19 protein-coding genes are annotated in these 17,519 nt (G+C 40.1%); 5 read left to right on the top strand and 14 right to left on the bottom strand.

The annotated features are described in order from the left end of the window. Nucleotides 1-14: 14 nt before the first annotated feature. Complete coding sequence (locus tag DK846_RS02795) at nt 15-581, bottom strand: flavodoxin family protein (protein WP_181391581.1); 567 nt, start codon at nt 579-581, stop codon at nt 15-17. Between the two features lie 4 nt (nt 582-585). Beyond that, nucleotides 586-768: a 4-oxalocrotonate tautomerase DmpI gene (dmpI, locus tag DK846_RS02790; protein ID WP_109967379.1), complete on the bottom strand. Its 183-nt coding sequence runs from the start codon at nt 766-768 to the stop codon at nt 586-588. A gap of 174 nt (nt 769-942) precedes the next feature. On the opposite strand from dmpI, the gene DK846_RS02785 reads away from it, so the two are divergent. Then, a complete protein-coding gene (locus tag DK846_RS02785; protein WP_109967378.1) occupies nt 943-1,308 on the top strand; it encodes a winged helix-turn-helix transcriptional regulator in 366 nt (121 codons plus the stop codon). A 24-nt stretch (nt 1,309-1,332) separates the two neighbouring features. Here the strand turns inward: DK846_RS02785 and DK846_RS02780 are convergent, their stop codons facing one another. From DK846_RS02780 to DK846_RS02765, 4 genes are all read right to left on the bottom strand, one after another. After that, nucleotides 1,333-2,061 (bottom strand): epoxyqueuosine reductase, encoded by a 729-nt coding sequence (locus DK846_RS02780; protein WP_109967377.1) that lies wholly within the window; start codon nt 2,059-2,061, stop codon nt 1,333-1,335. Between the two features lie 18 nt (nt 2,062-2,079). After that, nucleotides 2,080-3,675, bottom strand: a complete 1,596-nt coding sequence (locus DK846_RS02775) for a tetratricopeptide repeat protein (protein WP_109967376.1) — start codon at nt 3,673-3,675, stop codon at nt 2,080-2,082. A gap of 110 nt (nt 3,676-3,785) precedes the next feature. Next, complete coding sequence (locus tag DK846_RS02770) at nt 3,786-4,508, bottom strand: DNA alkylation repair protein (RefSeq protein WP_342769640.1); 723 nt, start codon at nt 4,506-4,508, stop codon at nt 3,786-3,788. Between the two features lie 72 nt (nt 4,509-4,580). Continuing rightward, nucleotides 4,581-5,168, bottom strand: coding sequence for a hypothetical protein (locus tag DK846_RS02765; RefSeq protein WP_146201103.1), 588 nt, complete (start codon nt 5,166-5,168; stop codon nt 4,581-4,583). 548 nt (nt 5,169-5,716) lie between these two features. On the opposite strand from DK846_RS02765, the gene DK846_RS02760 reads away from it, so the two are divergent. Genes DK846_RS02760 through DK846_RS02750 form a run of 3 tightly spaced genes read left to right on the top strand, consistent with a single transcriptional unit; the run spans nt 5,717 to nt 8,278 of the window. Next, nucleotides 5,717-6,535 (top strand): ABC transporter ATP-binding protein, encoded by an 819-nt coding sequence (locus DK846_RS02760; RefSeq protein ID WP_109967374.1) that lies wholly within the window; start codon nt 5,717-5,719, stop codon nt 6,533-6,535. A gap of 57 nt (nt 6,536-6,592) precedes the next feature. Further along, nucleotides 6,593-7,771 (top strand): proteasome-activating nucleotidase, encoded by a 1,179-nt coding sequence (locus DK846_RS02755; protein WP_109967373.1) that lies wholly within the window; start codon nt 6,593-6,595, stop codon nt 7,769-7,771. 15 nt (nt 7,772-7,786) lie between these two features. Continuing rightward, nucleotides 7,787-8,278, top strand: coding sequence for a hypothetical protein (locus tag DK846_RS02750; protein WP_109967372.1), 492 nt, complete (start codon nt 7,787-7,789; stop codon nt 8,276-8,278). 33 nt (nt 8,279-8,311) lie between these two features. Here the strand turns inward: DK846_RS02750 and DK846_RS02745 are convergent, their stop codons facing one another. From DK846_RS02745 to DK846_RS02730, 4 genes are all read right to left on the bottom strand, one after another. Continuing rightward, a complete protein-coding gene (locus tag DK846_RS02745; protein WP_109967371.1) occupies nt 8,312-9,556 on the bottom strand; it encodes a BaiN/RdsA family NAD(P)/FAD-dependent oxidoreductase in 1,245 nt (414 codons plus the stop codon). 141 nt (nt 9,557-9,697) lie between these two features. After that, nucleotides 9,698-11,032, bottom strand: coding sequence for a hypothetical protein (locus DK846_RS02740; RefSeq protein WP_146201102.1), 1,335 nt, complete (start codon nt 11,030-11,032; stop codon nt 9,698-9,700). A 219-nt stretch (nt 11,033-11,251) separates the two neighbouring features. Continuing rightward, on the bottom strand, nt 11,252-12,148 hold the full coding sequence (locus tag DK846_RS02735; protein WP_109967369.1) for a DUF2156 domain-containing protein: 897 nt from the start codon (nt 12,146-12,148) through the stop codon (nt 11,252-11,254). Then, complete coding sequence (locus tag DK846_RS02730; protein WP_109967368.1) at nt 12,138-12,575, bottom strand: GNAT family N-acetyltransferase; 438 nt, start codon at nt 12,573-12,575, stop codon at nt 12,138-12,140. Before DK846_RS02730 ends, DK846_RS02735 begins: the two co-directional genes overlap by 11 nt. Nucleotides 12,576-12,711: 136 nt before the next feature. Here DK846_RS02730 and DK846_RS02725 point away from each other — a divergent pair, with 136 nt between their 5' ends. After that, nucleotides 12,712-13,722: a phosphate uptake regulator PhoU gene (locus DK846_RS02725; protein WP_245926434.1), complete on the top strand. Its 1,011-nt coding sequence runs from the start codon at nt 12,712-12,714 to the stop codon at nt 13,720-13,722. 28 nt (nt 13,723-13,750) lie between these two features. Here the strand turns inward: DK846_RS02725 and DK846_RS02720 are convergent, their stop codons facing one another. From DK846_RS02720 to DK846_RS02705, 4 genes are all read right to left on the bottom strand, one after another. After that, nucleotides 13,751-14,284 carry a chemotaxis protein CheW gene (locus DK846_RS02720; RefSeq protein WP_109967787.1) on the bottom strand — a complete coding sequence of 178 codons (534 nt, stop codon included), beginning with the start codon at nt 14,282-14,284 and terminating at the stop codon, nt 13,751-13,753. A 124-nt stretch (nt 14,285-14,408) separates the two neighbouring features. Further along, a complete protein-coding gene (locus DK846_RS02715; RefSeq protein WP_109967367.1) occupies nt 14,409-16,040 on the bottom strand; it encodes a CARDB domain-containing protein in 1,632 nt (543 codons plus the stop codon). An 89-nt stretch (nt 16,041-16,129) separates the two neighbouring features. Beyond that, the gene (locus DK846_RS02710; protein ID WP_109967366.1) at nt 16,130-16,645 is read right to left on the bottom strand and encodes a tetratricopeptide repeat protein; all 516 of its coding nucleotides are present in this window, start codon (nt 16,643-16,645) and stop codon (nt 16,130-16,132) included. A 63-nt stretch (nt 16,646-16,708) separates the two neighbouring features. After that, entirely contained in the window at nt 16,709-17,518 is an 810-nt protein-coding gene (locus DK846_RS02705; protein ID WP_109967365.1) for an NAD(+)/NADH kinase, read from the bottom strand. Nucleotide 17,519: the final 1 nt, after the last annotated feature.

Below are 17,519 nucleotides of genomic sequence, written 5' to 3'. Positions count from 1 at the left end.
TTTAACACGCAAAATCATGAGATAAGATCGTTGCCTGCTTGCCAGGCTTTTTTCATAAGTTCAGGGTACTCGGTTGCCATTGGTTTAATTCCAGTATCAAGATCATAACCAATAACCCGGTTCTTTAATGAAAACCCAATAAGTCCCAGAGCAAATTCAAAGGATTTCATAGCACCGGTAAAATAGGAGGGGTCTGGTTGATTTTGAGTGTAGATACATGCCAATGGAATCTTCCTTGGAAGAAGACTCCCAAGATCCATACTTAAGTATGGAAAAAGACGATCAAGCCAGAGTTTTGTTTGAGCTGTAACACCACCAAAGTATATTGGTGTCGCCAGGATGGCACCATCAGCATTTTCGATGAGATTATAAATTCTTTGCATATCATCCTGAAGTAAACAGGAATAATTACCCTTCTGTTTACATGAATAGCAGGCCTGACACCCCATAATAGAGAGATCATTGAGCATAATTATTTCAGTTGAGATTCCCTTACTGCGAAGTGCTTTTTCGGCTTCTAATGCAAGGATGAGAGTATTCCCCTTTCGTGGACTTCCAACAAAAATAGGAACAGATACCATTTCATCACCGTTTAGAGAGTGGAATCCCTCCAACCCCAATAGCATCTGCGGGGTATTCTTTCACAAGAACAATAAAACTACTTTCAGGAATCTTTGTTATTGAGGAAGCGGTTTTTGTAAGTGTTTTTATGAGTTCTTCTTTCACTTCAGAAGTAAGAGGACCAATCTCAACAGATATCACAGGCATACCGGTACTCCCATATGTAATGAATTCAAAATTCCTGTCGACGCAAAGAAGACAAAGCCTTTATTTTTTTCTAAACCAGTTTTTCCATTCATAGATCTAACACTATATCTAGAATAGTGACTATATTAATAAATTATAGATACAGAATGTATAGTAAGTAACTCTACTTACATTATGAACCAGAAATTAAACGGATATCACTGCCCGGTTGAGGCTGCACTTGTGGTTATTGGTGGAAAATGGAAAGCACTTATCATTTGGCAGCTTAAATCCGGAACTCTGCGGTTTACAGAGTTAATGGACCGTCTTCCCATGGTCACCCCCAGGATGATGACTAAACAACTGCGTGAACTTGAAGAGGACGCTGTGATTACGAGAACCGTATATCCTGAAGTCCCTCCACGCGTTGAATATGCATTGGCACCTCTCGGAAAATCAGTTGTGCCGGTTCTAGACTCACTCTGTGTATGGGGTGCTGAGTATCTGACAAGCCATGGTTGCCCTATACAAAAGAAAACCTGTAAAAAACCAGAGCCCTAAACCTGTATCATTTGAGCAAGATCTTCAGGAAGAATCCTTAATAAAACGTTGTGTATAAGGACATATAGAGATACATATCCCACATACCTGTGCACTCATCTGACGATTCTTCTGTGTTTTCTCACACTGAAGAAAACAGGCATTGGCATCCCAGAACTCATCACGGATTAATCCAGGATTCCAGTTTTTACCAGATGGGGCCGATGCGGGACATAAATTAGTACAAATAGTGCATTCCCCACATTCTGATTGAACAACTGGTTGTCCGATCTTTAATGGAGCATCCGAAAAGACAGTAGTAAGTCTGATGGCTGACCCCCACGTTCGGGTTACAAGTAGTGCACACTTCCCTATCCATCCAATACCAGCACGAGTTGCCGCAGTCTTATGTGAAAATGTATCATATAGATGGTTCAGATAGACCTGCGAAGGGGTTGGTTCAACAGTTACAGCCCTGAATCCTTCTTTTTTGATATACCTTATACAAATATCTGCGAAATTCAATAATTTCTGATTAACACGATTATATTCTTGGATATATGCTTCAGTTGGACCATGGTTTATCATCGAGATGACAGTAGGGGTTAGTTGACAACCGATAGATACTGCAACAGGTAAATCAGGGAATGGATTTTCATTAATTCCCTGAATATCTGCAATACCTATAATAGATGCTCCTTCAGAAATAAGGAGAGAAGATAATTCAGATGTAATAATATCAGAACTTTTACTGCTAATGTTCGAAGATGTCATGTAATGTCATCCTTGAACTTATTCAGGAGTCATCTCTAATAGACTCTGCGCTTTTTTCTCATCCTCTTCAGCCTCCGTTTCTCTACCAAGAGCACGAAGAATAATCGCTCTTTGAGCAAAAGTACGGGGTTCATCCTCTGACCGCCTTATTGCTTCTTCAATATCCATAAGAGCAGTTTCATATTGTTTCCAGTCAAGATGAATTCGTGATTTCATGATCCATGCTGCCGAATGTTCAGGATAATGCGAACAGACTAAATCAAAGTACCTTAATGCCTCTTCATGACGAGATAACTGGTAGAGGGCAATCCCCTTATTCATAAGAGTAATCCCATCATCAGGGTTTATCCACAAGGCACGGTCAAGGTACTGTAGACCTTCCTCAAACCTTCCAAGATCCAGAAGACAACGACCTTTCTGGATAAGGTAACTCATATTATCGGGTTGGGCCTGAACTGCAATATCAAAATAACGAAGTGCATCCTCAAGTAAATCTTTAGATTGATTCCTTTCATTAAGAGCAAGCAGAGTTATACCTTTATTATATGATATTTCGGCATCATTTTGGTTGATAGTAAGAAGGTAATCAAAGACATGAATCGCTTTTTCATATTGATGTACTTTCAGGTAGCTCATACCTGCAGTTCTCAAAGTTGAAAGTGCCAAATCATTCTCGCCTGAATTCATAAGGAACTCAGCCTTCTTTTCCATTGCGTCCCCAAAAAAGCGATCATGAACAGGGACCTGCTCATATACCTCTACTGCTTGAGCACTCTGATCTGTGGCCTCAAGTATGGCACCTTTCTTCATCAATATAAGGCCGAGTCTCAAGGGTTCATCTGAAGAGTTCAAATATGACTTGTCATATGCTGAAATTGCTTCATCATACCGCCCAAGACTTTCAAGTATCCCGGCCTTGTTATACCACATAGCTGCCTGATCTGGTTTTATAGCAAGAGCATGTTCACATGCATCAAGTGCATCAACCAGATCCTCTACATGATTCAATCCAGTAGAAATCAAAATGGAGACTTTCAATTGCCAAGCGTCATAATAATCAGGTTTGATTGATATTGCCTTTTCAACATAGGATAAGGTTTCCTGCATCATATCAGGCATCTCATGATATGATGCCTGTCCAAAGAGAGAAAGGGCTCTATCCATGAATTCTTTTGCCTGATCTTCGTTATTACTTAAATTAGAAAACACAGAACTTGAAGATATAGGATTTGGCGTCTGCATTATTGATGGTACAGATTCAATTGTCTGTATCTGCCCCTTATCTAATATGGTTTGAGAAGAAAACCCAATAATTTCTTTTGAGCCTCCTGATTTGTCCTCAACCAAAGGATGTATCCTGATTCCCTCAAACCGCTTAACCTTTGCTCGATCAAGGTTTTTTAGATACGTTTTATTAGCACCATCTAACTGAAGAGCATTCTCAAAACAGATCACAGACTGGTCAATATCTCCCGTTTTAGACAAAGCTACACCAAGAGCATTCCAGGCTTTATGGTTGGTGTGCTCTACACTAGTAACTGCATGCAATTTCTCAACTGCTTCAGCATACCGTCCTTCTTTATATAATCTAATACCTTCCTGGAATGCACTCATTTCAGTTCAGTTGTATATGTTGATTAGATTCATCAATGATTATCATATCGCTGATAGCAATAATCATGACCATCATTATACTAATTAATGTATGAATAAATTTATTTCCGTTACCAGTCTTTTAGCATTGCAAGTTTTCGAAGATCTCCAGGCATCAATTCAATCGCATACCTAAGCGAGGTCCGTGGCATCTTCTGCTTATTCCTCATGACATACTCAAATATAATCTGCTGGTGCTTCCGACTGGCCTCCTTTAGGAGCCACCCATAGCCTTTTTGGACCATATCATCTTCATCAGTAAGTAACAGATCTGCAATCCTCATCGACTCTTCCAGAAATTTTCCGTGTTTTGCTGGAATAATAAGTGATACCGCAGCGGCCCTTCTCATCCAACGATTATCTGATGCAGTCCATGCGATTAATTCTGAAATACATTCAGGATATGCATCAACCAGGTCTCCTACGGCATGATTACAGAAACTATCACACATAGCCCAGTTGGTTATATATGTAGAAACCCAAGATCTGATAGTCGGCATATCCGCAGGAGTAAGTTGAACGGACATATTTGCCATCCAATTTGAAACTACAAAAGCATCCTCCATATAACCAGACGAATATAATTCTTGACAAAGAGTAAAAATCTCTTGTTTTTCCCTATTTTTTATTTCTCCCCAATATTTCTTGGCGATTTTCCCCACGGTGGCTGTTTTAACCCCATAACACAGAATGTCCTCCTTAAAAAATCTTTTAGATCCTTTTCGTATCTCTTCATGACCATTTTCTATAAGGTCACGTCGGACTTTCTTAATAATCGGGTCCACAGAAAACATAGGAGGGGGAGAATGATATGTTCTGTGGAAACAAATGGGAAGAGTATAGTTACTGGAGAAAAAAGATTGAAATCAACTCAGAGAAATAGAACTTACTCCCATTGATGATGAAAATGAACTTGCTGAACTTGATCCCGTACTAGAACCTCCCTTCTGTATGGCAGTTATATCATACGAGCAGCCATCACCGATAGGAAATATCGTAAAGTACCATGTTCCTGCAGATATGTTAAGAGTAACCGGAGAAGTAAGAGTCACCATAGAGGACTTCCCATAATCTGATCTAAACGTTGTATTATCAGGGAATTTGTCGTTCTTCAATGAATAGAGTTCAAATCCATTACCAGATAGACATTCTGCTTTTAGTGTCCCCTCATTTTTATATGTGATCATCTGGACTGCAGACTGATTCCTTTGAACTGAAGCCCTTGTCTCGGTAAGAACTATTGGTTCCTGGCTAGTAGAAGTAGAAGGAGTACTGGTAAACGAGGTCGAAGATCCAATTGCCGTAAAACTTGCTGGGAGTGGGTAGTTATCAGAATTCAGTGGTGGATGAAAGGGGTCATAGGAGTCTGCAACCACAATACAATTTGTAAAGAAAATGCTTAGTATGGTAATCAGCAGACACGTCCTGCTAAATGATATGAACAGATTTTTCATGAATTTCATAGACACCCTCGTAAATAAGTATAGAGAACTATGTGTACATTGATAATTGAAATGCTTATTTGAAGAAGAAAATCCAGCAGTAGATATGAAAAAAATTTCTTAAAGAAAAGACGGTAATTTCGAGGAGGAAATAACCGCCAGAGTGTGTGGTTTCATCCATCAGTGGTTATTGAGGATTTTTATAATCCGAGCGAAGTGATACTTCGGCCCCCAAGTGACCGCCGATTTATCCTGGATTTGCGGTACATGTGAGCATACACATATCGCTATGACCCTATTTAATATCGGAAAAAAAGGAGTCCGCAATAATTAATTTTTAATATAAACACTTGAAAACTAATTAAATACTAACTAATTTTAGAATTTGAGCATAATGACATTTTCATTTCTATAACATAATAAATAATGAGTTTTGAAGTTAAAAAACCACAAATATAATGATTACAGTTAAATCAGAAATAATTTGCTTCACGGCCTGATTATTTCCGAAATCAAAAGATGGTAGAAGAACCAATAGAAAAGTTCAGGTACTGATCCAGATGTCCCAGAACAAAACAGAATATTTATCCACATGTCCACCACCCTTGTTTGAATGCACCAACATCTCTATCTGTAGGGGTGGAACGAAAGTTCTTGATTCACTTAACCTGGTAATCCCTAATGGGGAGCATGTTGCAATTCTGGGGCCAAATGGATCAGGAAAATCCACTCTTATCAAAGTTCTCATGAAGGAAATCTATCCTGTTCAGGATGAGAAATACCATTGTTGTAAAGTATTTGGAAAGGAACAGTGGCATGTCTTTGACCTGCGAGCACATTTTGGAATTGTATCAAATGACCTTCAATTCACATTCACCCGATCGATCACAGGAAAGGAGGTCATGTTATCTGGATTCTTTAGCAGCATTGGTCTCTTCAACCATAAAGTAACCAGTGAGATGGAAAAGAAAGTATACGAAGTAGCCCGATTTTTAAATATTGAATCGCATTTAACAAGATGCATTTCTGATCTTTCATCAGGTGAAGCAAGACGGCTGATCATTGGACGTGCTCTGGTTCATCAACCACAGGTACTTATTCTTGATGAACCAACAAGCAGTCTTGACCTCCATGCTCTCCATACTCTGCGTAAATACCTTCGTAAGATTGCCATAAGCGGTGTTACAATCATTCTGGTTACTCATCAAATTCATGACATAATACCAGAAATCAACCGAATAATAATGATGAAAAATGGAAATTTATTTTCTGATGGCTGTAAGGATTCGCTTTTGACTAGTACAAATATCAGTCAGCTCTTTGATATACCTATTACTGTTAAGGAAGAAAATGGGTATTATTATGCTTCAGGATACTAATTCCAAATTATCCCCAAAGAGAACTATTAAACCATATCCTCCCCACTTATGAGTATTATGGATTATCCCGACTCTTCCCTGCCACGGGACAACGTGATACGGGATCAGTCCCTGGCCTACCAAATACGGCTACAGGAACTCGAGGCCCAAAACCTCGAACTCTCTATCCGCACAGAGGAACTATTCAAAGAGAATGTTGTTCTGAAGCGTGAGAACAGTCAGCTAAAACGAATGCCACTATTTGTTGCAGTGGTAGTAGATATTTTTCCGTCAGGTGAGATCTACCTCCGTCAGATGGGCAATAATCAGGAATATATTACTACTATCTCTGAAGAACTTCAGCCAGATATCAAACCCGGATGTAAGGTTGCGGTCAATAACGCACTCTCCATTGTTAAAGTTCTTGAGGAAACATATGACTCGAGGGTCCGGGTAATGGAACTTGAAGAATCACCAGATGTAACATTCGAACTTGTGGGAGGATTAAGCTCAGAGATTGAAGAGGTCCGGGAGGCAGTTGAATACCCTCTAACCAAACCTGAAGTGTTTGAACGTATTGGTGTTGAACCACCTAAGGGTATCCTCCTTTTCGGGCCTCCTGGAACTGGAAAAACTCTCGTTGCAAAGGCTGTAGCTCATAATGCAAAGGCAACATTCATAAGGATGTCAGGGAGTGAACTTGTTCACAAGTTTATCGGAGAAGGAGCACAGATGGTTCGTGAACTGTTCACATTAGCCCGTGATCGTGCCCCATCGATTGTATTTATCGATGAAATTGATGCTATCGGAACAACGAGGACTAACGACGGAACTTCAGGAAGTGCAGAGGTACAGCGGACCTTGATGCAACTACTTGCAGAGATGGATGGTTTTGATAATCGGGGTGATGTCAGAATAATGGCTGCAACAAACAGGGTTGATATGCTGGATGCTGCTCTGTTAAGACCTGGCCGATTTGACAGAGTAATCCAGGTGCCACTTCCAGATGAAAAAGCCAGACTTGAAATCCTGAAAATTCACACCCGCAGGATGACATTAGATGAGAGTGTTAATCTGAACAATTTCGCTAATGAAACTGAAAGTTTCACTGGAGCCCAATTACAGGCGATCTGTCGGGAAGCAGGGATGTTTGCTGTCAGGAGGGATGCATGGGCTGTCACCGGCGATGATATCCATGAAGCAATAATAAAGGTCAGGCGTGATGAACCCCGTTCAGACTCCAGGATGTACATCTGAACCTTCTTTTTTCCAATGAATCTTCTCCTAATCAGTAGACCCGGAATTCCACTCCTTCGATCTCTCAGGGAGTCTGAAACTGCATGGGATGCGATCCGGTTTTACGGGCCTGTTAGTCTTTCTATTGGCGTATACATCCCGGTTTCTACCCTGGCAGGAGCCATATCACTGGCCTCTGACCTCAAGTATTTTCTCAAAAAATATACTACTGATCATCTCTTTCAAATTAAACCTGGGGTCTATTATACAGCAGCTCTGACGAGGAGCAGATACCTGACACGGAGTGATGATGTGTCAGAAGACTGGCCATTCAAGTTGGTTTACTGGGTCGAGAACCTTGGCAGAGTAATCCGAGTGAAAAAAGAAGACTGGAACAGTGAAGAGATATTATATCTGACTTCAGAAGCCGGGGGGATAAAGGACAATCCGATGTATGATGATCAAGAACTGCCAGGAGGATACCTTCTCGAAGTCTGGTGTACAAAACCAGAATTTGAGATCGTTTAAATTTGATCAAATTATTAAAATCCTCAACAATCCTTAATGTTTTTCGTCTTCAGAAAGAACATGTATTCGCTGTCCAGCTAATTTTGCTGTTGAAAATGCAGCCTGAAGATTATATCCCCCAGTATCACCATCTATGTCAAGAACCTCTCCAACAAAGAAGAGGCCTGAAATGATACGTGATTCCATGGTTTTTGGATTAACTTCTGACAGATTTACTCCTCCCCGGGTAGCCATAGCCTCTTCATGACCACCGAGTTTGCTAACCTCAAAAGGACAAGCGGTAATCAAATCAACAAGATTTGTGCGATCCTTTTTTGTTAGGTGAGGACCGGTGAGATCTGGATCAACATTCGCAAGTTCGAGTAGCCTCCTGACAACTCTTTCAGGGAGTCTGAATCCATTTAGAACTGTCCGGAGCTGCTTACTACCAGATTCTGAAATCCGTTTAATTAATTTCTCGTTCATCTCCCGGGTATCAATCCCTGGTGTAAAAGAGACTTTGAGAGTATCCCCCGGACGGATATATCTGGAGAAATCAAGAATACCAGGTCCTGAAAGACCTGAATGAGTAAAAAGGATATCACCAATGTGGGTTTTTATCTTTTTCCCATCTCTAAAAAGAGTTATATTCAGGTCAGCAAAAGAAATCCCTGAAAGATCGGAGAAACGGTAATCTTTTACCTGTATTCCAGTAAGTGCAGATCCAGTTTCAGTCACTGTATGGCCCAGACGAGATGCAAATGTAAAACCATCACCGGTAGATCCCGTCGCTGGATATGTTTCTCCCCCTGTGGCAATCACCAGGTAATTTGAGGTAACAATATCTTCATCAGTTGTTACCTGAAACCTGCCATCAGTGTACGTGACATCAGTTACAGGGCTGGAATTTTTAATCCTAACTCCGTATTTCTGACAATCATGAATAAGAAAATCAAGGATATCAGATGCTTTGTGGGAGATTGGGAACACCTTTCCACCAGGTTCAATCTCCAATGGAACCCCTCTTTCATTGAAAAAACTGATAAGATCCTGATTTCCAAAATTCATAAGAGAGGGTTTGAGAAAGGATCCATTATCACCATAGTGCAATAGAAATTGCTGAATTTCACCATCATGAGTGATATTGCATTGACCAGATCCACTTATCAGGAGTTTATTTCCGCATGAACGCTTTTTTTCAAGCACTAAAACATCTATATTTTCACTCGCTGCCTGTAATGCGCAAAAAAGTCCTGCAGGCCCTCCTCCGACGATAATAAGCGAAATATCCACTGACATGAAACAGGTACTTCTCTCACCTGAAACGGTTTATCCATTTGTATTGAAATTTTTTTTTTTACTATTGACTCTTCTTATGCTCTTCCAAATGAATCATTTTACTCATATCGAAATTATATATATTTCCTGGTAACAATTTCATCACTTTTGAATATCTCTGAAGGCAAGAGTCAGATCTGCAAAATCAACCCTGCCATTGTTGTTATAATCAAACCGTGAAGATATATTACCCTTGGAAAGCCAGTCAAAATTTCTAAAGAGGAGGACCAAATCCTGCATATCGAGCTTTCCATTCCCATTAAGATCCTCATATTTTCCATCATTATTGGGATCTGTCATTTTCTGAAGGATCGAAGCATCAAACTCTACCGGTGATGTGATATCAGCTTTGTAATGAACAATTACAGGTGCTGTTCCGTTATTTCCACTACCAATATCCATATGTCCAAATGATTCAATCTCTGCCGAGTCAACACCCATCACCTGTGATGATGCACTCACTGACTGATATGAGGCAGTTGTTCCATTAACTGTTGCAGTACTTCCGCCAAATACACAACTTGGATCAGTGGATGTATTAACTCCATCTCTGACCTGTTTCACAGCAACCATCCTTTCATCAGTCTGCATTGAGGTAGAACCATTTGCATTATAACTTATCAGTCGCTGTGAAGATGTTGTCTTATCTGCTGTTATAGAGCGTGTCTCCTCAAGATTTCCTCCGTTGGTAAGAAGAGTCGAGGTGTACACTGCTGTCCCAGTCCATTCAGTCTGACCTGTTGTATTCCTGCTGTCATACGTGTGTTCTGCAATTGTCCGTGAATTCACCATGCCAGAGCCACCAGTCTGTGCCTGAATTGTGGCGCTAGTTCCTCCATGGTAAACACGATTGAATAGATCAAAGAGCCCTGAAACCTTTGACCTATCAGAAGCCATATTCATATCACTTGCGGTCCCTGAGCCGTAATTAAACGAAGTAGCAACAATAGCAGGACTAGAATAATTACCTGCAGGGCTAGAGGTATTGGCACTCACTGAGTACTGGAGATCTTCAGGTGAAATGCGGGTTCTGGATGCAAGTTGGAGGGTGTTCGCGGTGATGACATCAAGTGAAGCTGATGCAGAGAAAGATCTATTAGAACTCGAACTTGCAGAATCTCCAGATGCCAGGGTACAGAGTGGTGTTGAATTGTCACTCGAACCACGGGCTGTTGTAGTTATAGTATATTCACTGGCTGTGAGATGACTGCCGGTTGTTGCTGCATCATAACTGAGTATTTTTTGAGTATCTACCAACCCATTCTCATAGTTCTTACCCCCGGCAGAGACAGCCTTAGAGAGGGTAAGAGCTCCACCATTGGTCATTGTTGAGTCTCGAAATAACTGCGATGATCCATTCACATATGGATTCCCATATCCTTGTGTTATAGTTGAACTATCATGTGTCATCCCGACTGTATCTATGAGTGTAGTCACAGATACTTCAGAAACAACAGGTGATACACAAAAAAGAAATCCACTTACCAGTATTATGAATAAAAACAGTATTGCCCGAGATATCAAAGGGCGAAGCATTATCGCATTTTTAGTATTGATATAAAACTATAAAATAAATGTGATAAATTTCCTTAAGGGAATTTTTGATAATTATCATGACTATCAGCGGTTTTGGAATAAATACGGCCTCCCTTGATGTTACGAACTAACATCAAGATAATGAAGTTCTGCCATATGATGCGGATGATATCGTTCTTTAGCTTCCTTTAGACCAGGTAAACCCATATCACTCTCGCGATTAATATATTGGTATCGATCCTTGAGAAGAGATGCCGTCTGATAATTAATTTCCTTATATACTCCTTCGCAATCAGGCATGCCTTTTTCATAATGAACAACTGCTGTCCGGGGATTAAGTTCTTCATAAATAGCAATACCACCTATTTCACCGTGAGGCTTTACTGCTAGCCCTTCAAACCCTAGCTGATCAAATACTTCTAGTGATTCCCAAAGTGCTTCTTTCTCATGTTTAAGGATAGTGTACTTGTCACATTCCTTCCACTGACACCACCGCTTGAGAAATTCCTTCACCTCGTCAAAGTTTTCTTGGGTTATTCTTTCCACCGTTGATGGGCATTTCTTTCTAAATTTATGGAGTTGTTTTCTAATCATCAGGTATTGCTTTCCTTCAAGGGTTGCAAGATCTGAAGTTTCATAAACATAATCAAAAAAATCCCGATCAGCCTTGAACTGCAGATCTGGCCTGATCTGTTGTACCCATTCAAACTGCCAAGGTTCAAGGACGAGAAATGGTGCCTGTTTACCAGTGGAGAGAGCGAGATCAATAACAGCGTTCAGGAGATCCGGATTTTTTGGCCCTATGGGACAGCGGAGTGAGGTGTAAGAATCAGTACTCCCTCTAATAATAAGACACTCTTCTACCACGGCGATCTCATAATTACCATACTTTCGCCAGCAATACAGAGTACCAAAGGTATTTTCAGAATGTTCTATAGGATATCGTGAGTAAAAATCATCAAAGATTTTTTTATCTTCAAGCGTGAGTGGGTGGAAATCATCATCGTCAAGTCTCATACTGACCATCCGGATTATATGATAAGAAGATCAGGCCCTTATTGCAGATAAAACCTGATTTTTTATAGAATACAGTGGTATCAGGTTCTGCCACTAAAAAAAGAGAAGATAATCCCGCATATTTCGCCTCCTGAATTATAAAATCAAGAATGCCCATTCCAATACCCAACCCGCGCTTATCAGTAAGAACACAGAGATCATGGATATATCCGGTGATAATTTGATCTGAAAGGACTCTTCCCATTGCAACAGCCTTACCGGTTCTTGAATCAATCCCAAGGGCAAAGATAAAACTGCCTTTGATAAGGGGGGCAATACCTTTAGGATCATAATAATTTCTCCACCATCCTGCAGACTGGTAGAGGGCAATTATTTCATCTTTGTTCCATGCCCTGACAACCCGAAACAAAACAGGTTCTGTTGCCATAAACCTATTTGGCAATACTTACCTAATACAATGTTTAGGTTCTTTTTGATATCTCACTATCCAGATACAATAGATCACACATATTTCGGATTCTCTATATGGTTTCAAAGGAAACTATACGTAAAGGATCAGAAATATGGAAATCCGACGCGTGCAGATGACTGGAGGTTCCTCCTATGTAATTACCCTTCCCAAAAATTGGGTTGAATCACTGCATATCAAAAAGAATGATCCCCTCGGTGTCCTTATTCAGCCAGATGGAACCCTGATGGTCACCAGAAATATAAATGGAGATCAGATACAGCGTGTTAAGGAGATTACAGTTGATCAACAAACAGAACCTGATTTTTTTCTTCGTCTTTTAATTGGTACCTATATTGCAGGATACAGCACCATCAAGATAACCACAAAAGACCGGATACCGGGCCAAATAAGAGTCAAACTTCGTGAGTTTTCTAGTATGGTGATTGGCCCGGAGTGCGTCGAAGAGACTGATCAATCCATTCTTCTTAAAGATCTTCTCAATCCCCTTGAGATGCCATTTGAGAATTCTCTTAAACGGATGTTTGTAATTGTAAAAGGAATGCATCACGATGCTATTGAGGCGCTGCTAAAAGATGATCCTGCACTTGCAGAAGATGTAATGGACAGGGATAACGATGTTGATCGACTCTTCTGGCTGATAGCAAGGCAAACCAATATGATCATGCAAAATATTCACCTATCCAGAAAGATGAATACCACAATTGTACGAATGTTACCTCACTTTCAGGTAGGGAGGATTATGGAGAGGGTAGGGGATCATGGAGTTCGTATTGCGCATAATACCAGGAAAATATCATCCAGTGATGTAGGTCCAGATATTTCTACACATATACAGAAAGCATCAGATGCTGCAATACAGGCTTTTGAAAAGAGTGTCGAGGCCTTTTTTACTCACGATCTCAAAAAAGCTAACCGGATGATCGAATCTATTCACCAACTTGAAGAAAATTATAATCTCATTAATTCTGAGATCCTTTCTCTTCCTGCCACTGTTGCGGTACCTATCCGTAATATAACAGATAGTATCCGTCGAACGGGTGAATATTCAGCAGATATCGCTGAGAATGTTATTAATTACGAAATGATGATAGAAGACACCTAAATCCTAACTTAAAATTTATATATATTTTTTAAATCTGTTCCATATCTCTGAGCAGATTTTTAATGTCGATCCATATTATCAATCGAGTCAGTTCTTTTTCTTTATCCTTGCTCTTCTTTTTGATGATACCCATGATATGTGATCCTTCATCTCCAGAGGTTGCTGTCTCATCAACAGAATCAGGAGTATATGTGGAAACGGTTAGCACATCATCGACCATAATCCCGATCTTAGAATTAGTCAGCCGATCATCAAGGACAATAATTCTAGAGTCTTCCTCACTAGTAGAGGATCTAGCAGTTATTGCAAGTTGTTGTTTAAGGTCGATGATGGTAGTAATCTCACCTCTGAGATCAATTATTCCTTTGACATACGGAGGACTATTAGGAAGACGGGTTATTCGTGAGTATTCTACGACTTCTTTAACATCAAAGAGATTTATGGCAAATTGATCCTCTCCAAGTAAGAATTCAACCACCTGAAAAGATTCTTCAATTGTTTCAGTTTGTCTATTATTGAGTGACGGAATTGATATGGGACTGGAGTTGGATGTATCTTTCATATATGATGATCCAGGACTTAGGGTATTATCATCCATATTTACAAATTACTCAGTAAGGATAAAAAAGCATCCGGGGTAGTAGTTGGACTATAGATGAATAGCAATCGGAAAAAAGGAAAATCCATCAGTTGCATAAGACACATGGACCGAGCCTCAAGATTCCAATATTAATATTATTAGATTTATCTAGTTCTGGCATGCCCTCATCACAATCTGAAACAAATGAACAAGGATCTATGATTGAATAAAGATAATATTCGCCATTAGTCAAATCTGATGGAATATTCACATATGTTGTATTCGTTTTCTGTTCTAGTGGGCAAATTGAATCCAATCTCCATACACCCAGGTAAATTGCAGTCGCTACATCAAACATCTGATATGGAGATACATAATATGCAACTGAAACATCTTTGGCACACCCTTTTCCAATGTTGGTGATGGTATCAGTAATTGGAATTGTTTCACCAGTTTGGGCTTTTGGCCATACAGTCCTTATATGTGTCAAATCAGGAATTGGAGATGCAGGATTATATCTGATATTGATAGGACGATTGCTAACCCAGTTATTATTTTGAGTATTCTTCTCCTGAACTGCCGAAGTGACCGTGATCTTTTTTACCAGGTAATTCAACCCTGCTTTAATATCTGATGGGACACCAAGGAGTTTCTGTTCTATATTGGTTTGGTCAGGCTGAAGACTCATTATTGTTCGCCATCCAAGATGCTTGCCGTTGGTTCCATCAGTATTCGGCGATAGTAAATATTCAACCCGTACAATATTCGCTTCGGTACCACCGATATTTTTTACTGAATCAATAACAGTAAAAGAATCACCGATAAAAGCCTCATCTGGCTGTTCTGTGTCCAGAGTGAGAACATCAGGGTATGAGTCCTGCAGATTCTGAACAATATCAGGTTTTTTAGTGATTTCTGTTGAAGAAGTAATTACAAGTGGATCTTCATTTAACCAGAATGTGGATGGAGTTCCTTTACCATTCATCTGGCTTATTGGGACAAAAGAAGTGAATAGATAATAAGTCCCAGTTTTTATATCATTAGGGATTTCCATATTGCCGGTAATTTCCTGTTCTCCTAAAGAAGAAAATTCAGGAAAGTTAATCCCCCCTGCTGGAATTAATGATGAGTCAGTTCTGCTCAATTTTGAAAGGAAAAGATTCACAGACCCTGATTTTTTGGGATTTTTCCCTGATAGATTGACGATTACTGTTACAGGTACATTACTCCCTACACTAACTGTGGACGGTACTATTGTTCCTATCCCTTCTATACCAGAACTAATATTATTTAATACTTGGATAGGTACCTTTGACCATTGGATATTATTAGTCGGATTTTTTGCTGATAATATTCCTGTGGGATCTATCCATCTTCCCAGATAATATGTACCTTCTGGTGTACCAGAAGGTATTGTGAAAGTTGTATTACCATATTTCTGTGCCCCAGCCTTCAGCCCTTCAATATGCCATTCACCAATTATTACTCGTCCATCGAGATTTTGATCTGAAGAAAGGAAGTATTGGATCTCAAATGGGCCTACTGATTCTGATCCTTCATTTCTAATGAAGTCTTGTAGTTCATCTGGTGTTCCTGCAAAAAGTGTTGTCGGGATTACAATTCTGGTTCCGATAATATTTGCATATGATATCGTACATACAACATTTGTAAAAAGACAGAACCCAATGATTAAAATAAACAAAGATAAATAGGAATCGTGTTGGATTTCCTTTCCCATAACAACCCTATCTCTGGAAAGGTACAAAAATCTTCTGGATAATAGTCCTCATCATGCTTCGTTTTACTGAACACAAAAAATATGTGAATTTAATAGCGACGGCGATGTATAAGGAAGATGCCGGCTATCAACACTGCAAAAATCACAGATACAGGAGATATCGGAGATTTTGCTTTATTCAGGCTATTAACGAGCATATCACGATCTGACTTGAATTTTGTCTGACTGGGATCTAATTTGATAGCAATATCATATGCTGCAAGGGCTTCATCATTTTTACCCAGGAGGGCTAAAGCCGTCCCTTTATTATCATATGCTATTGGTGATTCAGGAGCAAGTGCGATAGTCTTATCCCACGCCTGGATAGCCTGCTCATATTGCTCCATGCCGGCATAGGCAAGGCCGATATTATACCAGGCATTTGCCGAAAGGGTTGGATCAATTTCGGCTGCCTTTTGCCACGCACTAATAGCCTCAACAAAGGAGGAGTTATCGAAATGTGCACTTCCTATCTCAAACCACTCTTCTCCGGTCTCTGCATAGGCTGATCCCACCAGAGCGAAGCAGAGTATGATCAGAAGAATAGCCTGATATCTCATCTGCATCCTGATACTCCTAATTGTACGTCAGTTATCATAGTTAATGTTCCTCATCAATGCCTGGAGTAGTTATAGGTGCTTAAGTTTCCTATTGATCTTTTCAAAGAAGTTCTGACCTGCATCTACAAAGAGTGCAGGTTTTGTTGAACGAATGATATCGATTGTACTCATTTCACCAATGTGGCAAATAATCTGCCCGTCAATAACTAACTTTGCCGGCTTTTCAGCTTCTAGAGTTACTTTTACTGTCCGGGATGAATCAATAAGATGAGGCCGGTTAGAAAGCATAAATGGTGCTAGCGGGACCATAAGAAAACCTTCCACCCTTGGATCTACAATAGGACCACCTGCACTCATGGCATATGCTGTTGAGCCGGTAGGCGTACTAATAAGAAGCCCGTCAGCTCTAAACCGTTCAGCAACTACTCCGTTGATGTGGATTAAAAACTTGAGCATCTTGGCTGGTCGATCCGTGACGATCAATGCTTCATTCAAGGCATCACCGATGTATTCCCCATCAACTGATAGTGAAATCCTCATTCGCGGTTCAATCTTGATTGGAAGAGAGAAGTAATCAAAAAACCTGAATGCTACTTCTGGCTCAAGATCAGCAAGAAATCCAACTTCTCCCCAGTTTACCCCAATAAGTGGAACCTGAACTGGCATGAGTTGTGTTGTCAACAGAATGGTGCCATCACCCCCAACCACTACCACGAGGTCTGGAGGAGATAATGAATCAAATAACTTTTTTTGTTCCTTATGGAGATTCTCAGGACCTAGTCGCACTGTATGCCCTAATTTTGTAAGATGATTGCTCAGTTGATTTGCATATTCACGAACTCGGGAATCTTCTATCCGGACAACAATAAGAATTTCCATG

Source organism: Methanospirillum lacunae (assembly GCF_003173355.1).
Classification (GTDB): Archaea; Halobacteriota; Methanomicrobia; order Methanomicrobiales; family Methanospirillaceae; genus Methanospirillum; species Methanospirillum lacunae.
This window is presented reverse-complemented; position numbering and strand designations above follow the sequence as displayed.

What these genes read in the sequence shown, in the direction of transcription:
- DK846_RS02765 (WP_146201103.1), bottom strand. Translation starts at nt 5,168, where the DNA reads ATGAAAAATCTGTTCATATCATTTAGCAGGACGTGTCTGCTGATTACC.
- DK846_RS02720 (WP_109967787.1), bottom strand. Translation starts at nt 14,284, where the DNA reads ATGAAAGATACATCCAACTCCAGTCCCATATCAATTCCGTCACTCAAT.
- DK846_RS02785 (WP_109967378.1), top strand. Translation starts at nt 943, where the DNA reads ATGAACCAGAAATTAAACGGATATCACTGCCCGGTTGAGGCTGCACTT.
- DK846_RS02725 (WP_245926434.1), top strand. Translation starts at nt 12,712, where the DNA reads ATGGAAATCCGACGCGTGCAGATGACTGGAGGTTCCTCCTATGTAATT.
- DK846_RS02795 (WP_181391581.1), bottom strand. Translation starts at nt 581, where the DNA reads ATGGTATCTGTTCCTATTTTTGTTGGAAGTCCACGAAAGGGGAATACT.
- DK846_RS02775 (WP_109967376.1), bottom strand. Translation starts at nt 3,675, where the DNA reads ATGAGTGCATTCCAGGAAGGTATTAGATTATATAAAGAAGGACGGTAT.
- DK846_RS02755 (WP_109967373.1), top strand. Translation starts at nt 6,593, where the DNA reads ATGGATTATCCCGACTCTTCCCTGCCACGGGACAACGTGATACGGGAT.
- DK846_RS02760 (WP_109967374.1), top strand. Translation starts at nt 5,717, where the DNA reads ATGTCCCAGAACAAAACAGAATATTTATCCACATGTCCACCACCCTTG.
- DK846_RS02745 (WP_109967371.1), bottom strand. Translation starts at nt 9,556, where the DNA reads ATGTCAGTGGATATTTCGCTTATTATCGTCGGAGGAGGGCCTGCAGGA.
- DK846_RS02735 (WP_109967369.1), bottom strand. Translation starts at nt 12,148, where the DNA reads ATGAGACTTGACGATGATGATTTCCACCCACTCACGCTTGAAGATAAA.
- DK846_RS02715 (WP_109967367.1), bottom strand. Translation starts at nt 16,040, where the DNA reads ATGGGAAAGGAAATCCAACACGATTCCTATTTATCTTTGTTTATTTTA.
- DK846_RS02710 (WP_109967366.1), bottom strand. Translation starts at nt 16,645, where the DNA reads ATGCAGATGAGATATCAGGCTATTCTTCTGATCATACTCTGCTTCGCT.
- dmpI (WP_109967379.1), bottom strand. Translation starts at nt 768, where the DNA reads ATGCCTGTGATATCTGTTGAGATTGGTCCTCTTACTTCTGAAGTGAAA.
- DK846_RS02750 (WP_109967372.1), top strand. Translation starts at nt 7,787, where the DNA reads ATGAATCTTCTCCTAATCAGTAGACCCGGAATTCCACTCCTTCGATCT.
- DK846_RS02770 (WP_342769640.1), bottom strand. Translation starts at nt 4,508, where the DNA reads ATGTTTTCTGTGGACCCGATTATTAAGAAAGTCCGACGTGACCTTATA.
- DK846_RS02730 (WP_109967368.1), bottom strand. Translation starts at nt 12,575, where the DNA reads ATGGCAACAGAACCTGTTTTGTTTCGGGTTGTCAGGGCATGGAACAAA.
- DK846_RS02705 (WP_109967365.1), bottom strand. Translation starts at nt 17,518, where the DNA reads ATGGAAATTCTTATTGTTGTCCGGATAGAAGATTCCCGAGTTCGTGAA.
- DK846_RS02780 (WP_109967377.1), bottom strand. Translation starts at nt 2,061, where the DNA reads ATGACATCTTCGAACATTAGCAGTAAAAGTTCTGATATTATTACATCT.